The organism is Bartonella sp. AA97HXZ (genome assembly GCF_042196985.1).
Taxonomy (GTDB): Bacteria; Pseudomonadota; Alphaproteobacteria; order Rhizobiales; family Rhizobiaceae; genus Bartonella.
Window position 1 is genome coordinate 1 of the sequence record NZ_JBHIRC010000009.1, and the last position, 17,841, is coordinate 17,841.

Annotated in this window: 11 protein-coding genes; 4 read left to right on the forward strand and 7 right to left on the reverse strand. The window is 37.4% G+C overall.

Annotated elements, in window-relative coordinates; translation table 11 throughout:
- From ACFINE_RS06095 to ACFINE_RS06105, 3 genes are all read left to right on the forward strand, one after another.
- Positions 1 to 353: tyrosine-type recombinase/integrase (locus ACFINE_RS06095; protein ID WP_375621397.1), on the forward strand; the 353-nt coding region annotated here is incomplete at its 5' end.
- An 894-nt stretch (positions 354 to 1,247) separates the two neighbouring features.
- Positions 1,248 to 2,462, forward strand: coding sequence for an NADP-dependent isocitrate dehydrogenase (locus tag ACFINE_RS06100; protein WP_375621398.1), 1,215 nt, complete (start codon positions 1,248 to 1,250; stop codon positions 2,460 to 2,462).
- A 118-nt stretch (positions 2,463 to 2,580) separates the two neighbouring features.
- Positions 2,581 to 4,008, forward strand: a complete 1,428-nt coding sequence (locus tag ACFINE_RS06105; RefSeq protein WP_375621399.1) for an MFS transporter — start codon at positions 2,581 to 2,583, stop codon at positions 4,006 to 4,008.
- A gap of 44 nt (positions 4,009 to 4,052) precedes the next feature.
- On the opposite strand, the gene ACFINE_RS06110 is transcribed toward ACFINE_RS06105, so the two are convergent.
- From ACFINE_RS06110 to ssb, 7 genes are all read right to left on the reverse strand, one after another.
- Entirely contained in the window at positions 4,053 to 5,252 is a 1,200-nt protein-coding gene (locus tag ACFINE_RS06110) for an MFS transporter (RefSeq protein ID WP_375621400.1), read from the reverse strand.
- A 1,274-nt stretch (positions 5,253 to 6,526) separates the two neighbouring features.
- Positions 6,527 to 7,645: a tRNA guanosine(34) transglycosylase Tgt gene (gene tgt, locus ACFINE_RS06115; RefSeq protein ID WP_375621401.1), complete on the reverse strand. Its 1,119-nt coding sequence runs from the start codon at positions 7,643 to 7,645 to the stop codon at positions 6,527 to 6,529.
- A gap of 1,462 nt (positions 7,646 to 9,107) precedes the next feature.
- Positions 9,108 to 9,620: a peptidylprolyl isomerase gene (locus tag ACFINE_RS06120; RefSeq protein ID WP_375613107.1), complete on the reverse strand. Its 513-nt coding sequence runs from the start codon at positions 9,618 to 9,620 to the stop codon at positions 9,108 to 9,110.
- Between the two features lie 18 nt (positions 9,621 to 9,638).
- Positions 9,639 to 10,232: a peptidylprolyl isomerase gene (locus ACFINE_RS06125; protein ID WP_375621402.1), complete on the reverse strand. Its 594-nt coding sequence runs from the start codon at positions 10,230 to 10,232 to the stop codon at positions 9,639 to 9,641.
- A complete protein-coding gene (coaD, locus tag ACFINE_RS06130) occupies positions 10,222 to 10,740 on the reverse strand; it encodes a pantetheine-phosphate adenylyltransferase (RefSeq protein WP_375621403.1) in 519 nt (172 codons plus the stop codon). Before coaD ends, ACFINE_RS06125 begins: the two co-directional genes overlap by 11 nt.
- A gap of 24 nt (positions 10,741 to 10,764) precedes the next feature.
- Positions 10,765 to 13,548 (reverse strand): DNA gyrase subunit A, encoded by a 2,784-nt coding sequence (gyrA, locus tag ACFINE_RS06135; protein ID WP_375621404.1) that lies wholly within the window; start codon positions 13,546 to 13,548, stop codon positions 10,765 to 10,767.
- A 241-nt stretch (positions 13,549 to 13,789) separates the two neighbouring features.
- On the reverse strand, positions 13,790 to 14,296 hold the full coding sequence (gene ssb / locus ACFINE_RS06140; protein WP_375621405.1) for a single-stranded DNA-binding protein: 507 nt from the start codon (positions 14,294 to 14,296) through the stop codon (positions 13,790 to 13,792).
- A gap of 330 nt (positions 14,297 to 14,626) precedes the next feature.
- On the opposite strand from ssb, the gene uvrA reads away from it, so the two are divergent.
- On the forward strand, positions 14,627 to 17,542 hold the full coding sequence (gene uvrA / locus ACFINE_RS06145) for an excinuclease ABC subunit UvrA (RefSeq protein ID WP_375621406.1): 2,916 nt from the start codon (positions 14,627 to 14,629) through the stop codon (positions 17,540 to 17,542).
- Positions 17,543 to 17,841: the final 299 nt, after the last annotated feature.

The window sequence follows — 17,841 nt, forward strand, 5'->3', positions numbered from 1 at the left end:
AAAGTAAATTCCAAACAGATGTCTTTCTACCTATTTTACCGGAATTAGCCAAAACGCTTGAAGCTGGTCCTATTGGAGTAGAAACATTCATCTGTAGTAAAACTAATCAAAAACTCTCCAAAGAAAGCTTTGGGAATGCATTTAGAGACGCTTGTAATGCGGCTGGAATTAAAAAATCGGCGCATGGATTAAGAAAATTAGCCGCAACACGCGCAGCTAATTCTGGAGCAACAGTATCACAATTGAAAGCAATTTTTGGCTGGACAGAAGATCAGATGGCATCCCTTTATACAAAGAGTGCAGATCGTAAAAGACTAGCTCTTGAAGCTATAAAAAAGCTCCAAAAAAGTTAGGGGTAGAGACAAAAAAACGTAATAGAATCAAAATTCATTAATTCCCTTATATTCTATATAATTCTTTGATTTTATTTACTCTATACCCGCCCCTTGGGCGTACCATGTTTCTTTTTTATATGTGTAATATATTCATTTTATTTGTGTTTTTAAAAATGAGGAATGCATAAATAAAAATGAGGGAATAAGATTTTAAAAGGTATCTCTTCGTAAAAAGGATACAAGAATCATTAGGTGATTAATTTCTTTGTTGCATTTCGAGGATAGTGTTTTACTGCACACAGTTAATAACAATAAGAATCGATAAAACATAAGAATTAGAAGATTCTAGCTCGCGATACGGTAATTTATAAGTCATATTTTCGCGTCTGCTGTTAATTTTTAAATTAAAACCAGCCGCATCATTTATACGTTTTTTCCAACCTTCAAAACTGAAGTTTATCCCAAACGCATTTTATATGAAGCATTTCTAATTACAGTGCCTTTGTTATCACATTAAACTTTTTATAAACAAACAGACCATAATCTTAGAATTGGAATAGCAATATAAAAATAGTTTCTTATTCACCTAACACAAAAAATCAAGAAACTATAATTCAGAATACGATCAACTTATTAAATGGAATCTCTGATAATAAAAATGCACAATCCCTGTCCCCCGGTGATCTAACTACCTTATCCATTAAACAGATTCTTCATCAATCATAGAATAATTATAGATTTGCAACACATCACTTCTTTTCAAAGATTAAACCCTCCACCAAAATTTTACACTCTATTGATAATATATTCTAAAAGCTCATATTTGAATGCTTTTTTCCCTTGTTTTTACTTTTCATTATAAACTTGAAAGTGTTATACAAGTAGTATTGCTTAAAAGAAAAAGGATTTCTAATGGTAAAGATCAAAGTAGAAAACCCCGTTGTTGAACTTGATGGGGATGAGATGACCCGCATCATCTGGAAATATATCAAAGATAAATTAATCCATCCCTACCTCGACATTGATCTAAAATATTATGATCTTTCCGTCGAAAATCGTGATGCAACCAATGATCAGGTAACTATAGATTCTGCCAATGCTATCAAAAAATATGGGGTTGGTATAAAATGCGCAACCATTACACCTGATGAGGCACGCGTTAAAGAATTTAACCTAAAAAAAATGTGGAAATCACCTAATGGTACAATCCGCAATATTTTAGGAGGAGTCATTTTTCGCGAACCCATTATCTGTAAAAATGTCCCTCGCCTTATTCCTAACTGGACAAAGCCAATTATTATCGGACGTCACGCTTTTGGCGATCAATACAAGGCAACAGATTTTAAATTTCCAGGCAAAGGGAAATTAAGTATTAAATTTGTAGGTGATGACAATCAAGTTATTGAACATGATGTTTTTGATGCTCCAAGCGCAGGGGTTGCCATGGCTATGTATAACCTTGATGAGTCAATTCGTGATTTTGCCCGCGCATCCTTTAATTATGGACTACAACGGAATGTTCCAGTTTATCTTTCAACAAAAAATACCATTCTAAAAACTTACGATGGTCGTTTTAAAGATATCTTTCAAGAAATATTCGATACGGAATTTAAAACTGAATTTGAAAACCGTAAATTATATTACGAACACCGTCTTATTGATGATATGGTTGCTTCTGCATTAAAGTGGTCAGGTGGATACGTATGGGCATGTAAAAACTATGATGGTGATGTCCAATCTGATATTGTTGCCCAAGGCTTTGGTTCTCTGGGTCTCATGACTTCTGTTCTCATGACACCTGACGGCAAAATTGTTGAAGCAGAGGCAGCACACGGCACCGTAACACGCCATTATCGTCAACATCAAAAGAATGAAGAAACATCAACGAACTCTATTGCATCTATTTTTGCATGGACGCGTGGACTAGCGCACCGTGCTAAACTAGATAACAATGAGAAGTTAAAAAACTTTTCCACGACATTGGAAGAAGTTTGTATTAAAACCGTCGAAGAAGGTTTTATGACCAAAGATCTCGCACTTTTGATTGGGCCTAAACAAAAGTGGCTTTCTACAACAGGTTTCCTCGATAAAATTGATGAGAATCTCAAAAAAGCAATGGGCAGTTAAGTTATTACTTAAATTAAAATTCAAAGCTCTAAACAGAGCTTTGAATTTCTCTTGGCAAATTCAAAGAAGTACCTTATAAGTAAAAAGAGGATAGATTTTTATTAAATAGCAAAAAACAGTGAAAAAACAGGGCTGGTCTGCGCTTTTATTGGGTAAAAATGGTCTTTGCTTTTTAACGTTTACAGGTGGAGTTGTGTTACACGCCACCAACGTTTATATTGTTATTACTATTTTACCCTCTCTTATGAATCATATTGGCAGTGAAATATATTATTCTTGGGTGGCTACTGTCTTTATTACAGCTTCACTCGTGGGTACTTCACTTGCAACAAAAATATTAGGGAAATTAGGTCCTCGCAATGCGTATGTTATTTCTGGACTTATCTTCACCCTAGGCACTTTTATGTGCAGCATTTCTTCATCTATGCCATTGTTTTTAATAGGACGCTTTATCCAAGGATTTGGAAGTGGTTCTTTGTTATCCCTATCCTATTCCATGGTACGGATTGTTTTCAGCCCATCTTTATGGTCACATGCATTAAGTATTATCTCTGGAATGTGGGGAATATCAACCTTGTTAGGACCAGCAATCGGGGGGCTTTCTGTATATTATGGGCTATGGCGAGCATCCTTTTTGATCATTGGCGTATTAGCTATATTTTTCTCACTCATCGCCTTTAAATTTTTACCAAAAAAGAATGAAAACGATGTTCCAACACCCCCTCTTCCTCTTCTCCAGCTTTTCACACTCACCTTATTGATTTTTATTATTTCTGTTGGAGGGGCTATGGAGTCTACAATAGCAAAAATTTGCGGATTAGTTATCGGACTTAGTCTTCTCTTTGTTCTAGCAAAAATCGAATCATCTACCCCTCATCCTATGTTGCCCCGCAAATCCTTTTCTTTCTCTTCTGAAATCTTTTCTGTTTACGCATTGATACTTGTTATGACAACAGTCGTATACAGTATAGAACTTTATTTTCCACTTTTTCTTCAAGAGCTTCATGGGCAAGCTCCACTTGTTGCTGGTTATATAGCAGCACTTATGAGCCTAGGGTGGACATGTGGAGCCATCTCAAGTGCTGGTGTCTCCACAAAAAAAATTCGCAACATCATTGTATACTCGCCCCTATTAAAACTGTTAGGCATAGTGATTCTTTTATGGCTCATCCCAACAGAAGTTTCCGCGCTTGAATATATTTTTATTATTTGCTTAGCACTGTTTTCTATTGGAATCAGTGCGGGCATAGCATGGCCACATTTGCTCACAAGGATCTTACAATGTGCAAATGATGAAGATGCTCTCCGTGCCAGTGAATCCCTTACCTCTGTACAACTATTTTCAGCGGCCTTAAGTGCAACTCTAGCAGGAGTCATCACCAATCTTGCTGGCCTCTTTAATCCTGGAGGAACAATAGGAATGATCTTAGCAGCAAAAACTCTTCTTATAGTGCTCATGGGTCTTTTATTTTGTCTTGCTATTCCATTAGCACTGCGCATTTCTTACTGCATATTGAAAAATCCAACAGGACATTCCAATAACTAAAAATAAATAGAAAAATTCCTTCTTCATTTAAAAAATGAAAAATATTAAGCATGCTTCTCCATATACCATGAGACGCAAAAAACCATTAATCCACACAAAGTTAGAACACTTCCTAAAACAGCTGTATATTCATAACTATAGCCCAATTTTAAAACTAATGCTCCAGATTCTGCACCAAGAGCGTTGGCAATATTAAAAGCAGACTGCATTAATGCTCCTGCCAAAATCTGTCCCTGTAGTGCAACATCCATAATTTTTGTTTGTATAGAAGGCATAGCAGCAAAAGAAGTTCCAACAAAAAAGCATCCTATTGCCGCTGTTAACGGAGCATAGGATAAAAAGAAAAAAAGAAAAAAAACAAATACGCTCCAAAGCATAGAAAAAAATATCATCGGCGAAATACCAATTTTAACGGCCAATTTAGGCCCCAAGAGATTTCCTACCACCATACCCAATCCAACTAACGGCATGATAAATGGTACCAACTCAAGTGAAACACCAGAAATATGCATTAATGTTGGCTTGATATAAGTGAAAACAGAAAATAATCCTGACGCTCCCACCGACACCATCAACAAAAGAAGCCACACCTGCTTTTGCTTTAATGCACCCATTTCTTGCAAAGGATTCGTTTTTGGAAAACTTGAATTACAAGGAAAAAAATTCCAAACAAGCAAACAACATAATAAAGCGATCATCCCCACAAGGACAAAAGCAATCTGCCAACCAATAAGTTGACCAATCCAAGTAGCACTGGGTGCTCCCAAAACGGTTGCAATTGTTAAGCCAAGCATAACATATCCAACAGCTTTAGAACGTTCTTTCATTTCTACCATTGAAGAGGCAACCATAGCCGCAAGTCCAAAATAGATTCCATGAGGAAGTCCACTGAGAAAGCGTAATACTACTAATATGCTAAAATCAGAAACAAAGGCACTAGCAATATTTGCTAAGGCATAAAAAAGCATCAAGCCTATCAAAACAGTTTTGCGTGATACCTGAGCTGTTGCCACAGCTAAAAGAGGTGCTCCAATCACAACTCCTAATGCATAAGCAGAAATATATTGACCAGCGGTAGGAATATCAACATAGGAACTTCGTGCCATCTCTGGCAGTAGCCCCATTGCAACAAACTCTGCAGTACCAATAGCAAAACTGCCCACGGCAAGAGCTAAAATTATTAAACGTCGTATTCTCGAATCAATTCCCAATACAAGAACCTTTTGTTGATAAGAATCCCTCATATCATCACTTCTGAATAGGAGTTTTAACTGTAAATATCTGTAATACACACAAACAAAAATTCAAAACATTGTTATACGCATGCCCAATAGTCCCCAATAAAGTTTTAGAAATATTTTGATATATAAAGCATTTTATGGAGTTTTAAGTAAGATTCTTTAATGGAAAATCTTTGAAAACCTCAAGATCATAGACGTATTCACCTATTTCTATCAGATCTGCCAGATAATAAACTTTGTCTCCTCTTTTCAGCCATTGTAATTTTACAGTGAAAGCTTTATTTTGCAACGATATACTACATCCTATAAATAATTCTAAAATTTGCCGAAGAATGCATTTCAAACAAGTGAATAATATCTCATCATTATCTTGATACAAAGATAAAACTTCTCCCCCAAAATTATTGTTGCTTTATTTTTGCTACCTGAATATAGACCCTCCAAATCGATAAGTTATAATTTCAACTTTACGCCATTCTTATAAATTATTATAGAGTCTTTTAAAAATTCTCATGATAATAGTGCTTGGTTTCTAGATTTATTAAATACCCTCTTTTAGACATCTTTACCCCTCTCTCACAGAGAAATCGCATCAGATATCTAACTCACTATCTGTAAATTAAAATATTCACGTAAATATATTATGATTATTTTCAGATAAATTCTATAAACAAAGAAAAAAACAAATATAATAAATTTTGTATAAGTATATTTATTTATATTTTATAAATATGACAATTACCGTGATTAATATTTAATTTATTATGACATAATATTTATAGTTTTATTATATAAATAATATTACATAAATATATGTTAAAGAATATTTATATATAAAAACTTGAAAAATAAAATTTTAAATTTTGTAATTTTATTTTAGCTTTATTTTAATTTTCTAAAAATTTATCTGTTCGATTGTATATAATCCATTCTTTACCTTTAGTAATAAAAAACACCAAGTAGCTCATAAAAGTACAATTTTCATACTTCTTTAAGAGTTCGCTAACGCCTCATTAACATTGTTGCTGTAAACAGTCATCAGAAACAGAAAAACTGTTTTTCTCCGGATCAGGTAGCGCGTACCGGAGTAACAGTTTCTGTTTTTATATAGTAATTAGAAACAGAATATGTGCCCTTATAAAACCGCACTGTTATATTTTAAGATAGTGAAATTTTATAATTTTGGAAGATGTTTCTAATTTCATATTTTTAACTAAATTTGTAAGTGCGAGAATAAATTCAATAAAAAAATGAGGTACTATATTACGATTAATATTTTAGCGTCCTTGTACCCATAGAGCACGCGTTTCAGCGCAAAAATCAGCATAACAGCCTTCCTCAATGGCATCACGAATTCCCTGCATAAGTTGTTGATAATAAAAAAGATTATTCCAAGTCAATAACATCCCCCCAAGAGATTCACCAGATTTAATCAAATGATGCAAATAAGCACAACTATAATCATGTGCTGCTGGACAAAGTGACTGTGGATCAAGAGGAAGTGGATCTTCTGCATAACGCGCATTACGCAAATTAATTCTACCAAAGCGGGTAAAAGCTAAACCATGACGTCCTGCACGCGTCGGCATAACACAATCAAACATATCAACACCACGAGCAACACTTTGTAAAATATCATCAGGTGTCCCTACTCCCATAAGATAGCGTGGTTTATCCTCTGGTAAAATCGGACAAGTAGTATCCAATACTGCTGTCATAACACTCTGCGGCTCACCAACAGCAAGCCCTCCAATAGCGTAACCTTTTAAATTGATTTCTTTTAATGCTTGAGCAGAACGTTCACGCAGTTTCATATTATCACCACCTTGAACAATCCCAAACAATGCTTTATCTGGCTGATCTCCAAAAGCTGTTTTACAACGCAGCGCCCACCGCAATGAAAGTTCCATAGCTTCTTCCATTTCTTTTTCAGTTGCGGGTAATGCAATACATTGATCCAACTGCATCTGGATATCCGCACCAAGAAGTTCTTGAATTTCGATAGAACGCTCTGGACTCATTTCATAGTAAGCTCCATTAATGTAAGAGCGAAAAATCACACCTTGTTCAGTAATTTTACGGATTCCCGCCAATGACATAACCTGAAAGCCACCAGAATCGGTTAAAATAGGTCCGCTCCAGCGTGAAAATTCATGTAATCCTCCCAAACGCGCAACACGTTCAGCTCCTGGACGTAACATTAAATGATAAGTATTCCCCAAAATGATATCTGCACCAAGATCACGAATTTGATCCATATACATAGCCTTAACGGTTCCTGCCGTCCCAACAGGCATAAATGCGGGTGTACGAACACATCCTCGCCCCGTTATAATTTCGCCTCGACGTGCATACCCATCTTGAGCAATTTTTCTATAATGAAATGTCTTTATCATAACTCTCGTCTTTTTGATTCCATCAATGCATATCTCTATAGAAAGAAAAAAGATATCCCCTTACGAGCATTGTCAAAAGCTTTATGAATTAATTTTTGATTCGCTCAATATTGTAACCAGCATCAAAAATTAAACGAAATAAAAGAACATTTCTTATTAAGAAATCACCATAATAAAAGTGATAATCTAACTCTAGAAAAATAGTAAAATCCTTATAATATCATACCACAAAATACCTACGCTTAACGCACTAAAGCCTTAACAGAACTGCAAAATTATTATCACAATAATTTCATCTTCACATACTTCCATAAGCAGTAACTTTGTACCCATAGAAGAAAATTTTGAACGCATTGTACAGCTTACATATTCTTTAACTTTTACAGATAAAAATTTTTCATCTACTGGGCACAGCGATCCTCACGCTTAATAAAAGCGCAAATGAGCATAATCACTTATCCACTCACAATATTGAGATAGCTCTTGGCATTTAAGATAATTCACAAAAAAAATTAACGTGTAAATAAAAATACTTTAAAAAACTAAAAATGCTTTTTGTAAAGATTCTCAAATACCAAAAGCTCTATCGTACCATTAGAGGCTGAAAAAGCGTATGATGGTACCCGCTTGCTCCGTCATAAGCTTTAAAGAAGGTGGTGCATAATAGATTTTATACTATTTATAGCTTTAAAACTATACATGCCATGAATATCATCGTGGAAGTGAACGTTGATATGTACTGAGAAATGCTTCTTAAAAAAACACGTAAATACGCAACACAAGTGTATTCCGTTTGGAGCATTCCTCTATTAAAAAACGAGAAAAATAAAAGCGTAAGTCCATGCATAATCTTCATTATTTAAAAGATATTGCGTTAGATACTTTTAAAAAAGTAAAGTTGAATTAAAAAGGAGATGGCAAGACTAGCCATTTGTTTCACTTCTGCGCCTTTATTATATTCTTCTAAGATTAAACCGTCTTCTTATTTTAAAGATTACGCCAATATATATAAATGCTGGTTTTCCACCTTGCTAGGAAAACTGGATGAGCTAGTAAAGCTCTTATCCGTCTTAATATGTGTTTCAAACATGCTTCTGCATTAGGATTGGATGTTGATTTACGAGCAGAAACAAAAGCACACGCTCTCTTAGGAAAGTAACATCATAAAACCATTAAGACCGACAATGGATTGAAGAGAAATGCCGAATTTTTTATAAAACACTTTGCCAAACAACAACCATAATACAACAGACTTTGCGTTTTCTTATTCTGACAGGTGTTTGTACAAATCCGTTGCGTTATATTCTTCAGGAAGATCCGATTGAAGAAAATATATGGACAATGCTTAGCTCGAAATTATAAAAGGTAAGCGTGATACTACAAAAGAGTTTCGTGTGCCTTTATTGATCAGAAAAGAGTATTTTTTCTTAGAAACTTACAATTGAAATCAGTATAGTTTATACTATTCTACATCCGCAGCAATAATGGCTTTGGTAATTGAATCTGGATCTGCAACAGGTTCACCACGTTTAATTTTATCAACATTTTCCATACCTTCAACAACCTGCCCCCATATGGAATATTGACGATCAAGCCACGGAGCATCTGCAAAACAAATAAAAAACTGAGAGTTAGCAGAATTTGGATTCTGACTCCGTGCCATAGAAACTGTACCACGCTTATGAGAAAGATTTGAAAACTCTGCTGTTAAATTTGGTTTTTCTGCCCCTCCCATACCAGCACGTGATAAATTGAATTTTTCACTATCCTTCTTTCCAAATTGCACATCCCCTGTTTGCGCCATAAAACCATCAATAACGCGATGGAAAATAACATTATCATAAGCACCTTCCCGTACCAGTTCTTTAATACGTGTAACATGACAAGGTGCCAAATCAGCAAAAAGCTCAATAACAACTCTGCCCTTTGTTGTTTCAAGAATTAAAGTATTCTCTGGATTTTTATTCTCAGCCATATGGAAAGCTCCCTTGATTCATTTCTCAACTTGTAAAGTAGCAGCATTAATAACATCAGGATTTTTTACAGATCCATTATTACTTGTCGTACCTTTTTTTATTTTATCAACAACATCCATCCCCTTTATAACCTCTCCAATAACCGTATACTGACCGTTTAAAAAATCAGCATCATCAAAACAAATGAAGAATTGAGAATTCGCGGAATCCGGATCTTGTGATCGTGCCATCCCAACTGTGCCACGCTTAAACGGCTGTTTTGAAAACTCCGCCGGTATATTGGGATAATTTGAACTACCCATACCAACGCGTTTCAGATCAAAATCTCTACTGCCTTTTTTTCCAAATTCTACATCACCAGTTTGCGCCATGAAATTAGGAATAACGCGATGAAACACAACATTATTATAGGCCCCCTCCTCTGTTAATCTTTTGATTTGCGCAACATGCTTTGGCGCCAAATCAGGACGCAGACGAATAATGACATCACCATCTTTGAGAGATAAAACAAGAAGGCTTGCATCACTTGCTGGGCTAGGATTACCAGCGACTGCAGACAATGAAAAAAAACAAAACACACATATCAAAACAGCAAAAATTCTACGAGACACAATTATTCTCCTTTAAAGACTGGAATTTCGAGCGCAAAGCTTGTGCAACATTGGGCGGCACAAATGGTGTCACATCACCTCCCATAGAGGCAATTTGACGTACCAATGTAGACGTTATCGCACGCCCAGAAACACTTGCGGGCAAAAAAACAGTTTGCAATTCAGGAGCCAGAATGCCATTCATCCCTGCCATTTGCATTTCATAATCAAGATCAGTACCATCACGCAATCCGCGAACGAGAAATGAAGCACCAACTTCACGAGCCTTGTCAATGAGAAGGTTGCTAAATGAAAGAACCTGCAATCGATTAGAATCTGCACCAAATAAGTCTTTCCCTACCTGCGTAATGAAATCAACACGCTCTTCGAAGCTAAAGAGTGTTTTTTTGTCAGCCTGTATCCCTATAGCGACGACCACCTTATCAGCTAACACAAAACACCCTTTCAAAACATCAAGATGACCATTTGTAAGAGGATCAAAAGAACCCGCGTAAAGAGCAATTTTCATGACTTTACTCCTTCCTCTTAAAAATTATTTTTCTTCGCTCATATCAACTGTATCAGAATGCTTCTCACCTTCATCATCTAATGAACTCGTATCATCTTCAGGTTCAGAAATACGTTCAACCGATACGACTCTTTCACCTTTGGCTGTATTAAAAATTGTGACTCCCTTAGTTGAGCGCCCAGCAGTACGAATTCCCTCAACAGGGACACGAATAAGCTGCCCCCCATCTGATACCAACATAATTTGATCTTGCGCCTTCACCGGAAAAGCCGCTACTAATTTACCAATTTCAGCTGTTTTAGATGGATCTGTTGCGCGAATCCCCTTTCCGCCACGTCCCGAAATCCGGAACTCATAGGAAGAAGAACGTTTACCATAACCAAACTCACTCACTGTCAAAAGCATTTGTTCACGTGCATGAAGTTCTGCATAACGTTCATCTGTTAACTCTGTTTCAGCACCCCCATCTTCTTCATCCAGAATGACAATATCTTCAACATCAGCATCTGCACCAGAAGCACGCCGTTCATTCATGACACGTTTAATATAAGCAGAACGCTCAATGGACGTCGCCTCGACATGCTCTAAAATTGTCATCGAAATGACTTTATCGCCTTTAGCTAAATTGATACCACGAACTCCCACAGAATTACGCCCAGCAAAGACACGAACATCAACAACTGGAAAACGGATACATTGTCCATTGGCTGTTGTTAGAACAACATCATCATGTTCTGTACAGGTTTCAACAGAAAGAATTTCATCTTCTTCATCAAGTTTCATCGCAATTTTACCATTACGATTAACCTGAACGAAATCTGATAATTTATTACGACGCACAGTTCCACGTGTTGTCGCAAACATAATATCTAATGCACTCCAGCTCGCTTCATCTTCAGGCAAAGGCATAATCGTTGTAATACGCTCACCTTGTTGTAAAGGAAGCATATTGATCAAAGCCCGCCCACGCGATTGGGGTGTCCCCAGCGGCAGCCGCCAAACTTTTTCCTTATAAACAATCCCACGTGATGAAAAGAAAAGAACCGGAGTATGCGTATTGGCAACAAACAACCGCGTTACAAAATCCTCATCCTTCGTGGACATACCAGAACGCCCCTTACCACCACGTCGCTGTGCACGATAGGTATTAAGAGGTACGCGCTTAATATAGCCACTATGGCTTACCGTTACCACCATATCCTCTGGTGCGATCAGATCTTCACTCTCCATCTCAGCGCTACCAAAACCAAATACGGTACGTCGCGGCGTTGCAAATTCCTCACGAAGAGCACTCAACTCATCCTTAACAATAGACATAATGCGTACGCGTGATGCCAAGATCTCAAGATAGTCAGCGATATCCACGCCAATTTTATTCAATTCATCAGCGATTTCATCACGCCCAAGGGCTGTCAATCGTTGCAAACGCAATTCTAAAATAGCACGCGCCTGTTCTTCAGAGAGATTATAAGTACCATCCTCATGAATAATATGACGAGGATCATCAATAAGTTTAATCAAAGGCGCGACATCCATCGCTGGCCAGCGTCGCTCCATTAACTGTGCACGTGCTGTCTGCGGATCAGGAGCTTTGCGAATAAGCGCTATAATTTCATCAATATTGGCAACAGCAAGGGCAAGGCCAACCAAAACATGTGCTCGCTCACGCGCTTTACGCAAAAGATATTTTGTTCGCCGACTGACAACTTCTTCCCGAAAAGAAACAAATGCACGAAGCATATCAAGCAACGTCATCTGTTCGGGTTTTCCCCCATTCAAAGCAACCATATTACAACCAAAGGAAGTTTGCAGCGGCGTATAACGATATAATTGGTTTAAAACAACTTCCGCAACAACATCTTTTTTCAACTCAATAACAACGCGATATCCATCACGATCCGATTCGTCACGCAAATCAGAGATTCCCTCAATGCGTTTATCGCGCACCAATTCGGCCATTTTCTCAATCATTGTGGCCTTATTAACTTGATAAGGGATCTCACTCACAATAATTGCCTGCCGACCACTACGAATTTCTTCAATATCAACTTTAGCACGCATAATAATTGAACCCCGCCCTGTTTCATAAGCTGAACGGACACCAGAGTGGCCAAGGATAATACCCCCTGTAGGAAAATCCGGACCAGGAATAATTTCAATTATTTTATCGAGTGTGATATCAGGATTATCAATCAAAGCAATACAACCATCAACGACTTCACCAAGATTATGGGGAGGAATATTGGTTGCCATTCCTACAGCAATTCCCCCTGACCCATTAACCAAAAGATTGGGAAAACGTGCTGGCAAGACAACCGGCTCACGCTCACGCCCATCGTAATTATCCTGAAAATCAACAGTATCTTTATCAATATCAGCTAAAAGTTCTTCTGAAACTTTTTCTAAACGACACTCAGTATAGCGCATAGCTGCAGGTGGATCACCATCAACGGAACCAAAATTCCCCTGACCATCAATCAATGGATTTCTCAAAGAGAAGTCCTGCGCCATACGCACTAATGCATCGTAAATTGAAGCATCACCATGGGGATGAAATTTCCCCATAACCTCACCAACAACACCAGCAGATTTACGATACGACTTATTGAAAGAAAGCCCCATCTCATTCATAGCATGAAGGATACGTCGATGAACAGGCTTAAGACCATCACGGACATCAGGGAGTGCACGCGAAACAATCACGCTCATCGCATAATCGAGATAGGAGCGTTGCATTTCATCAATAATACTGATTGGTTCAATACCGGTCAGCACATCACGTTCTGGGTGTGGAGTAAGATCGGTCACAATTTAAAAACTTTCAAAAAAGAATCATTTCACTTTATTTATATCGGTTTATATCGAAAAATACACAAAAATGCTAATTTCTCTCCCATAACAAAAAAGAAATTTAACAATATTTTTCAAGATGTTATTAATTTATATTTTAAATTACCAATAATAATTAACAACTTTCACTTTGCTAAACTTCAAAAATCTAAAACAAACAAACCATAAAGCAATCATAATACTGCAACTTTAAAGCCTCTTAAAAAGGAACATCATCATCTAATTTGTGTGAAAAACTTTCTCCTAATTGGTTATTATTTTGACCAAAAGTATTTCTTTGATTTAAACTACTATTAGCAAAGTCACCACTGTAACTCCCCCCTTGACTTGCTCCCTGCTCTCCACCCGCTGCTCCGCGCCCATCAAGCATTTGTAATTCACCACGGTATTTTTGCAAAACAACCTCTGTCGTATAACGGTCATTTCCATTTTGATCTTGCCATTTTCGTGTCTGTAACTGCCCCTCAATATAAATTTTGCTCCCCTTTTTTAAATATTGCTCTGCAACTTTGACAAGGTTTTCATTAAAAATAACAATACTATGCCACTCAGTGCGTTCTTTTCGCTCATTTGTATTCCGATCGCGCCAACTTTCTGAAGTAGCAATACGCAGATTTGCCACTTGATCACCAGAATTCAAACGGCGGATTTCAGGATCCGCACCAAGATTACCAATCAAAATAACTTTATTAAGGCTACCAGCCATCGCATAAACTCCAAAATTTTAATTTGTAAAATACTCTGTTCTATAACAGTTATAACCATCTTGACCTTCAATTTACATGTCGCAATTGACCATCAATATGGGTATTGCTATCCTTTACCAATATTGTATTCAGTGTAATTATAACAAAAGATGATAAAAACGCATAGTTTATTCCACCACGAGAGAATAAAAAGCTGCTCATTTGTATTTTTTTCACAAAACTTATACCTTCCTTTTGCATTAAAGCAGTTAAACACATTATAATTCTAAAAAAACAGTTTTATTCCATTTTAGGTGCTCAATTTTTGCCACATATGCCAAGGATAAAGTATGACTCATCAAAAATATATCTCCATTCGCGGTGCACGTGAGCATAACCTTAAAAATATTGATCTCGATCTGCCTCGTGATAAACTCATTGTTATAACAGGACTTTCTGGATCAGGGAAATCATCCTTAGCGTTTGATACAATTTACGCTGAAGGACAACGCCGTTATGTCGAAAGCCTTTCAGCCTATGCACGCCAATTTTTGGAAGTCATGCAAAAACCCGATGTCGACCGCATAGACGGTCTCTCTCCAGCTATCTCCATTGAACAAAAAACAACCAGTCGCAACCCTCGTTCAACGGTAGGGACCGTTACTGAAATCCACGACTACATGCGTCTTCTCTTTGCTCGTATTGGTATTCCTCATTCTCCTGCAACAGGACTTCCTATTGAAAGCCAGACAGTAAGCCAAATGGTGGATCAAATTATGTCCTTACCAGAAGGAACGCGAATTTTTATTATGGTCCCTTTGGTGCGAGGACGAAAGGGAGAATATAAAAAAGAGCTAACAGATCTTTTAAAAAGAGGATTTCAACGCGCTAAAGTTGATGGAAAATTCTATGAAATCGCTGATATTCCACCTCTTGATAAAAAATATAAACACGACATCGATGTCGTGGTAGACCGCATTGTTGTACAAAAGGATATCACCTCTCGCTTGGCTGATAGTATAGAAACCTGTTTACAGCTAGCAAATGGGCTTGCCATTGCTGAAATGGCAGACCAACCCTTAGCACAAAAAGAAACAACAAAGGAATCTGCTCATAAATCAAAAAATGATACACACAAACGGCTCATTTTTTCAGAAAAGTTTTCCTGCCCTGTATCGGGTTTTTCTATTCCTGAAATTGAACCACGCCTTTTTTCGTTCAATAATCCTTTTGGCGCCTGTCCTCTCTGCGATGGACTGGGCATAAAAAAAACAATGGATCCACTGAAAATTGTGCCCAATAAAAATCTTACCCTCAAGAATGGCGCCATTGCCCCTTGGGCTAAATCAGATTCACTTTACTATAAACAAACCTTAGAAGCATTAGGAAAAGCTTACGGTTTCAAACTCACAGATCAATGGTGTGAACTCTCTAATGAAGCACAACAGGCTATTCTCTACGGTACAAAAAGAGATGAAATTTCTTTTATCTATAAAAATAATTCTGGTTCGCATAAAATGACCCAACCTTTTGAAGGAATCATCCCTAATATGGAGAGACGCTGGAAAGAAACCGATTCTGCTTGGTCTCGAGAAGAAATCGAACGTTATATGTCTTCTTCGCCCTGCCCAGCTTGTCACGGTTATCGTTTAAAACCAGAGGCACTTGCTGTAAAAATCAACGGAATGCATATTGGGCAAATATCAGATCTTTCTATTCTAAAAGCAGATAATTGGTTTGCCAATGTTCATCAACATCTCACAGAAAAACAACGTAATATCGCCGTACGTATTTTAAAAGAAATTCGTGAACGTTTGGCTTTTTTAAATCATGTAGGATTGGAATATCTTACCTTGTCTCGAAATTCAGGAACGCTTTCAGGGGGAGAAAGCCAACGCATTCGGTTGGCATCTCAAATTGGTTCTGGTCTTACAGGCGTTCTTTATATTTTAGATGAACCATCTATCGGTTTACACCAACGCGATAACGAACGCCTGTTGGAAATGCTGCGCCATTTGCGCAATCTTGGCAATACAGTTATTGTTGTTGAACATGATGAAGATGCTATTCTCACAGCAGACTATGTTGTCGATATGGGGCCTGCCGCGGGCGTTCATGGTGGAGAAATCATAGCGCAAGGAACACCGCAGGAAATTATAGAAAATTCAGCCTCTCTCACAGGCCAATACCTTTCAGGAAAAATGGCTGTTAAAATGCCTACAGAGCGACGCAAAATATCAAAAACGAAAACACTTAAAGTCATCGGCGCCAAAGGCAATAACCTCAAAAATATCAATGCGAATATTCCTCTTGGAACCTTCACATGCATAACTGGTGTTTCTGGAGGAGGAAAATCAACATTTCTTATTGAAACGCTTTTCAAAGCAGCATCACATCATATCATGGGCTCTCATCACAGCCCTGCCAGCTATGACAAAATTGAAGGATTAGAATTTCTTGATAAAGTCATCGATATCAACCAGTCTCCTATTGGACGCACCCCACGCTCTAATCCCGCAACCTATACAGGTGCTTTTACACCGATTCGTGAGTGGTTTGCCGATCTTCCAGAATCAAAAGCCCGCGGTTACAAAGCTGGGCGTTTTTCATTTAATGTGAAAGGAGGACGGTGCGAAGCATGTCAAGGTGATGGAGTCATCAAAATTGAAATGCACTTTTTACCTGATGTCTATGTTACTTGCGATGTCTGTAAAGGAAAACGCTATAACCGAGAAACACTAGAAATAAAATTCAAAGGACAGTCTATAGCCGATATTTTGGATATGACAATTGAAAAGGCAGAGGAATTTTTCCAAGCTATTCCCGCTATTCATAATAAAATGGAAACTCTCATTAAAGTAGGATTGGGTTACATAAAAGTAGGACAGCAAGCAACCACACTTTCTGGTGGGGAAGCACAACGTGTAAAACTTGCGAAAGAACTTTCTCGTAAAACAACGGGACGTACACTCTATATTTTGGATGAACCGACAACAGGTTTACATTTTCATGATATTTCCAAACTTCTTGAAGTGCTTCACGAACTAGTCGAGCAAGGCAACACAGTTATAGTCATTGAACATAACCTTGATGTTATAAAGACAGCCGACTGGATTATTGATTTAGGACCAGAAGGTGGAGATCGCGGTGGTAAAATTGTTGCAATTGGACGCCCTGAAGACATCATTAAGGTTCCCGCTTCCTATACGGGAAAATTTCTAAAAGATGTTTTACTGCGCCCATCTCTCTATAATTCCAATTCTTAGAAACGCTTTCTATTGTAAAATACAGCATACTAACAAAGCCTGTACTTTTATTATTACCTGTAAACCAACACCTAATTCCAGTGGTGCAACACGTTTGAAGCAAAGACTAAAAACAATTTAGCGCTTTATAAGCTGTTTCAGTTGTCGTATTGCCAAATAGGAACGCGCACATAATTGCGTATTTATTCTCTGTTTTGTTTATACCTGAAACGACCAGACAACCTAAACTGGGAAGAATATGAAGTTTTAAGGGTATAAATAAATTTTTATATTTCCATTTCCTTTTAATTTATCTTTAT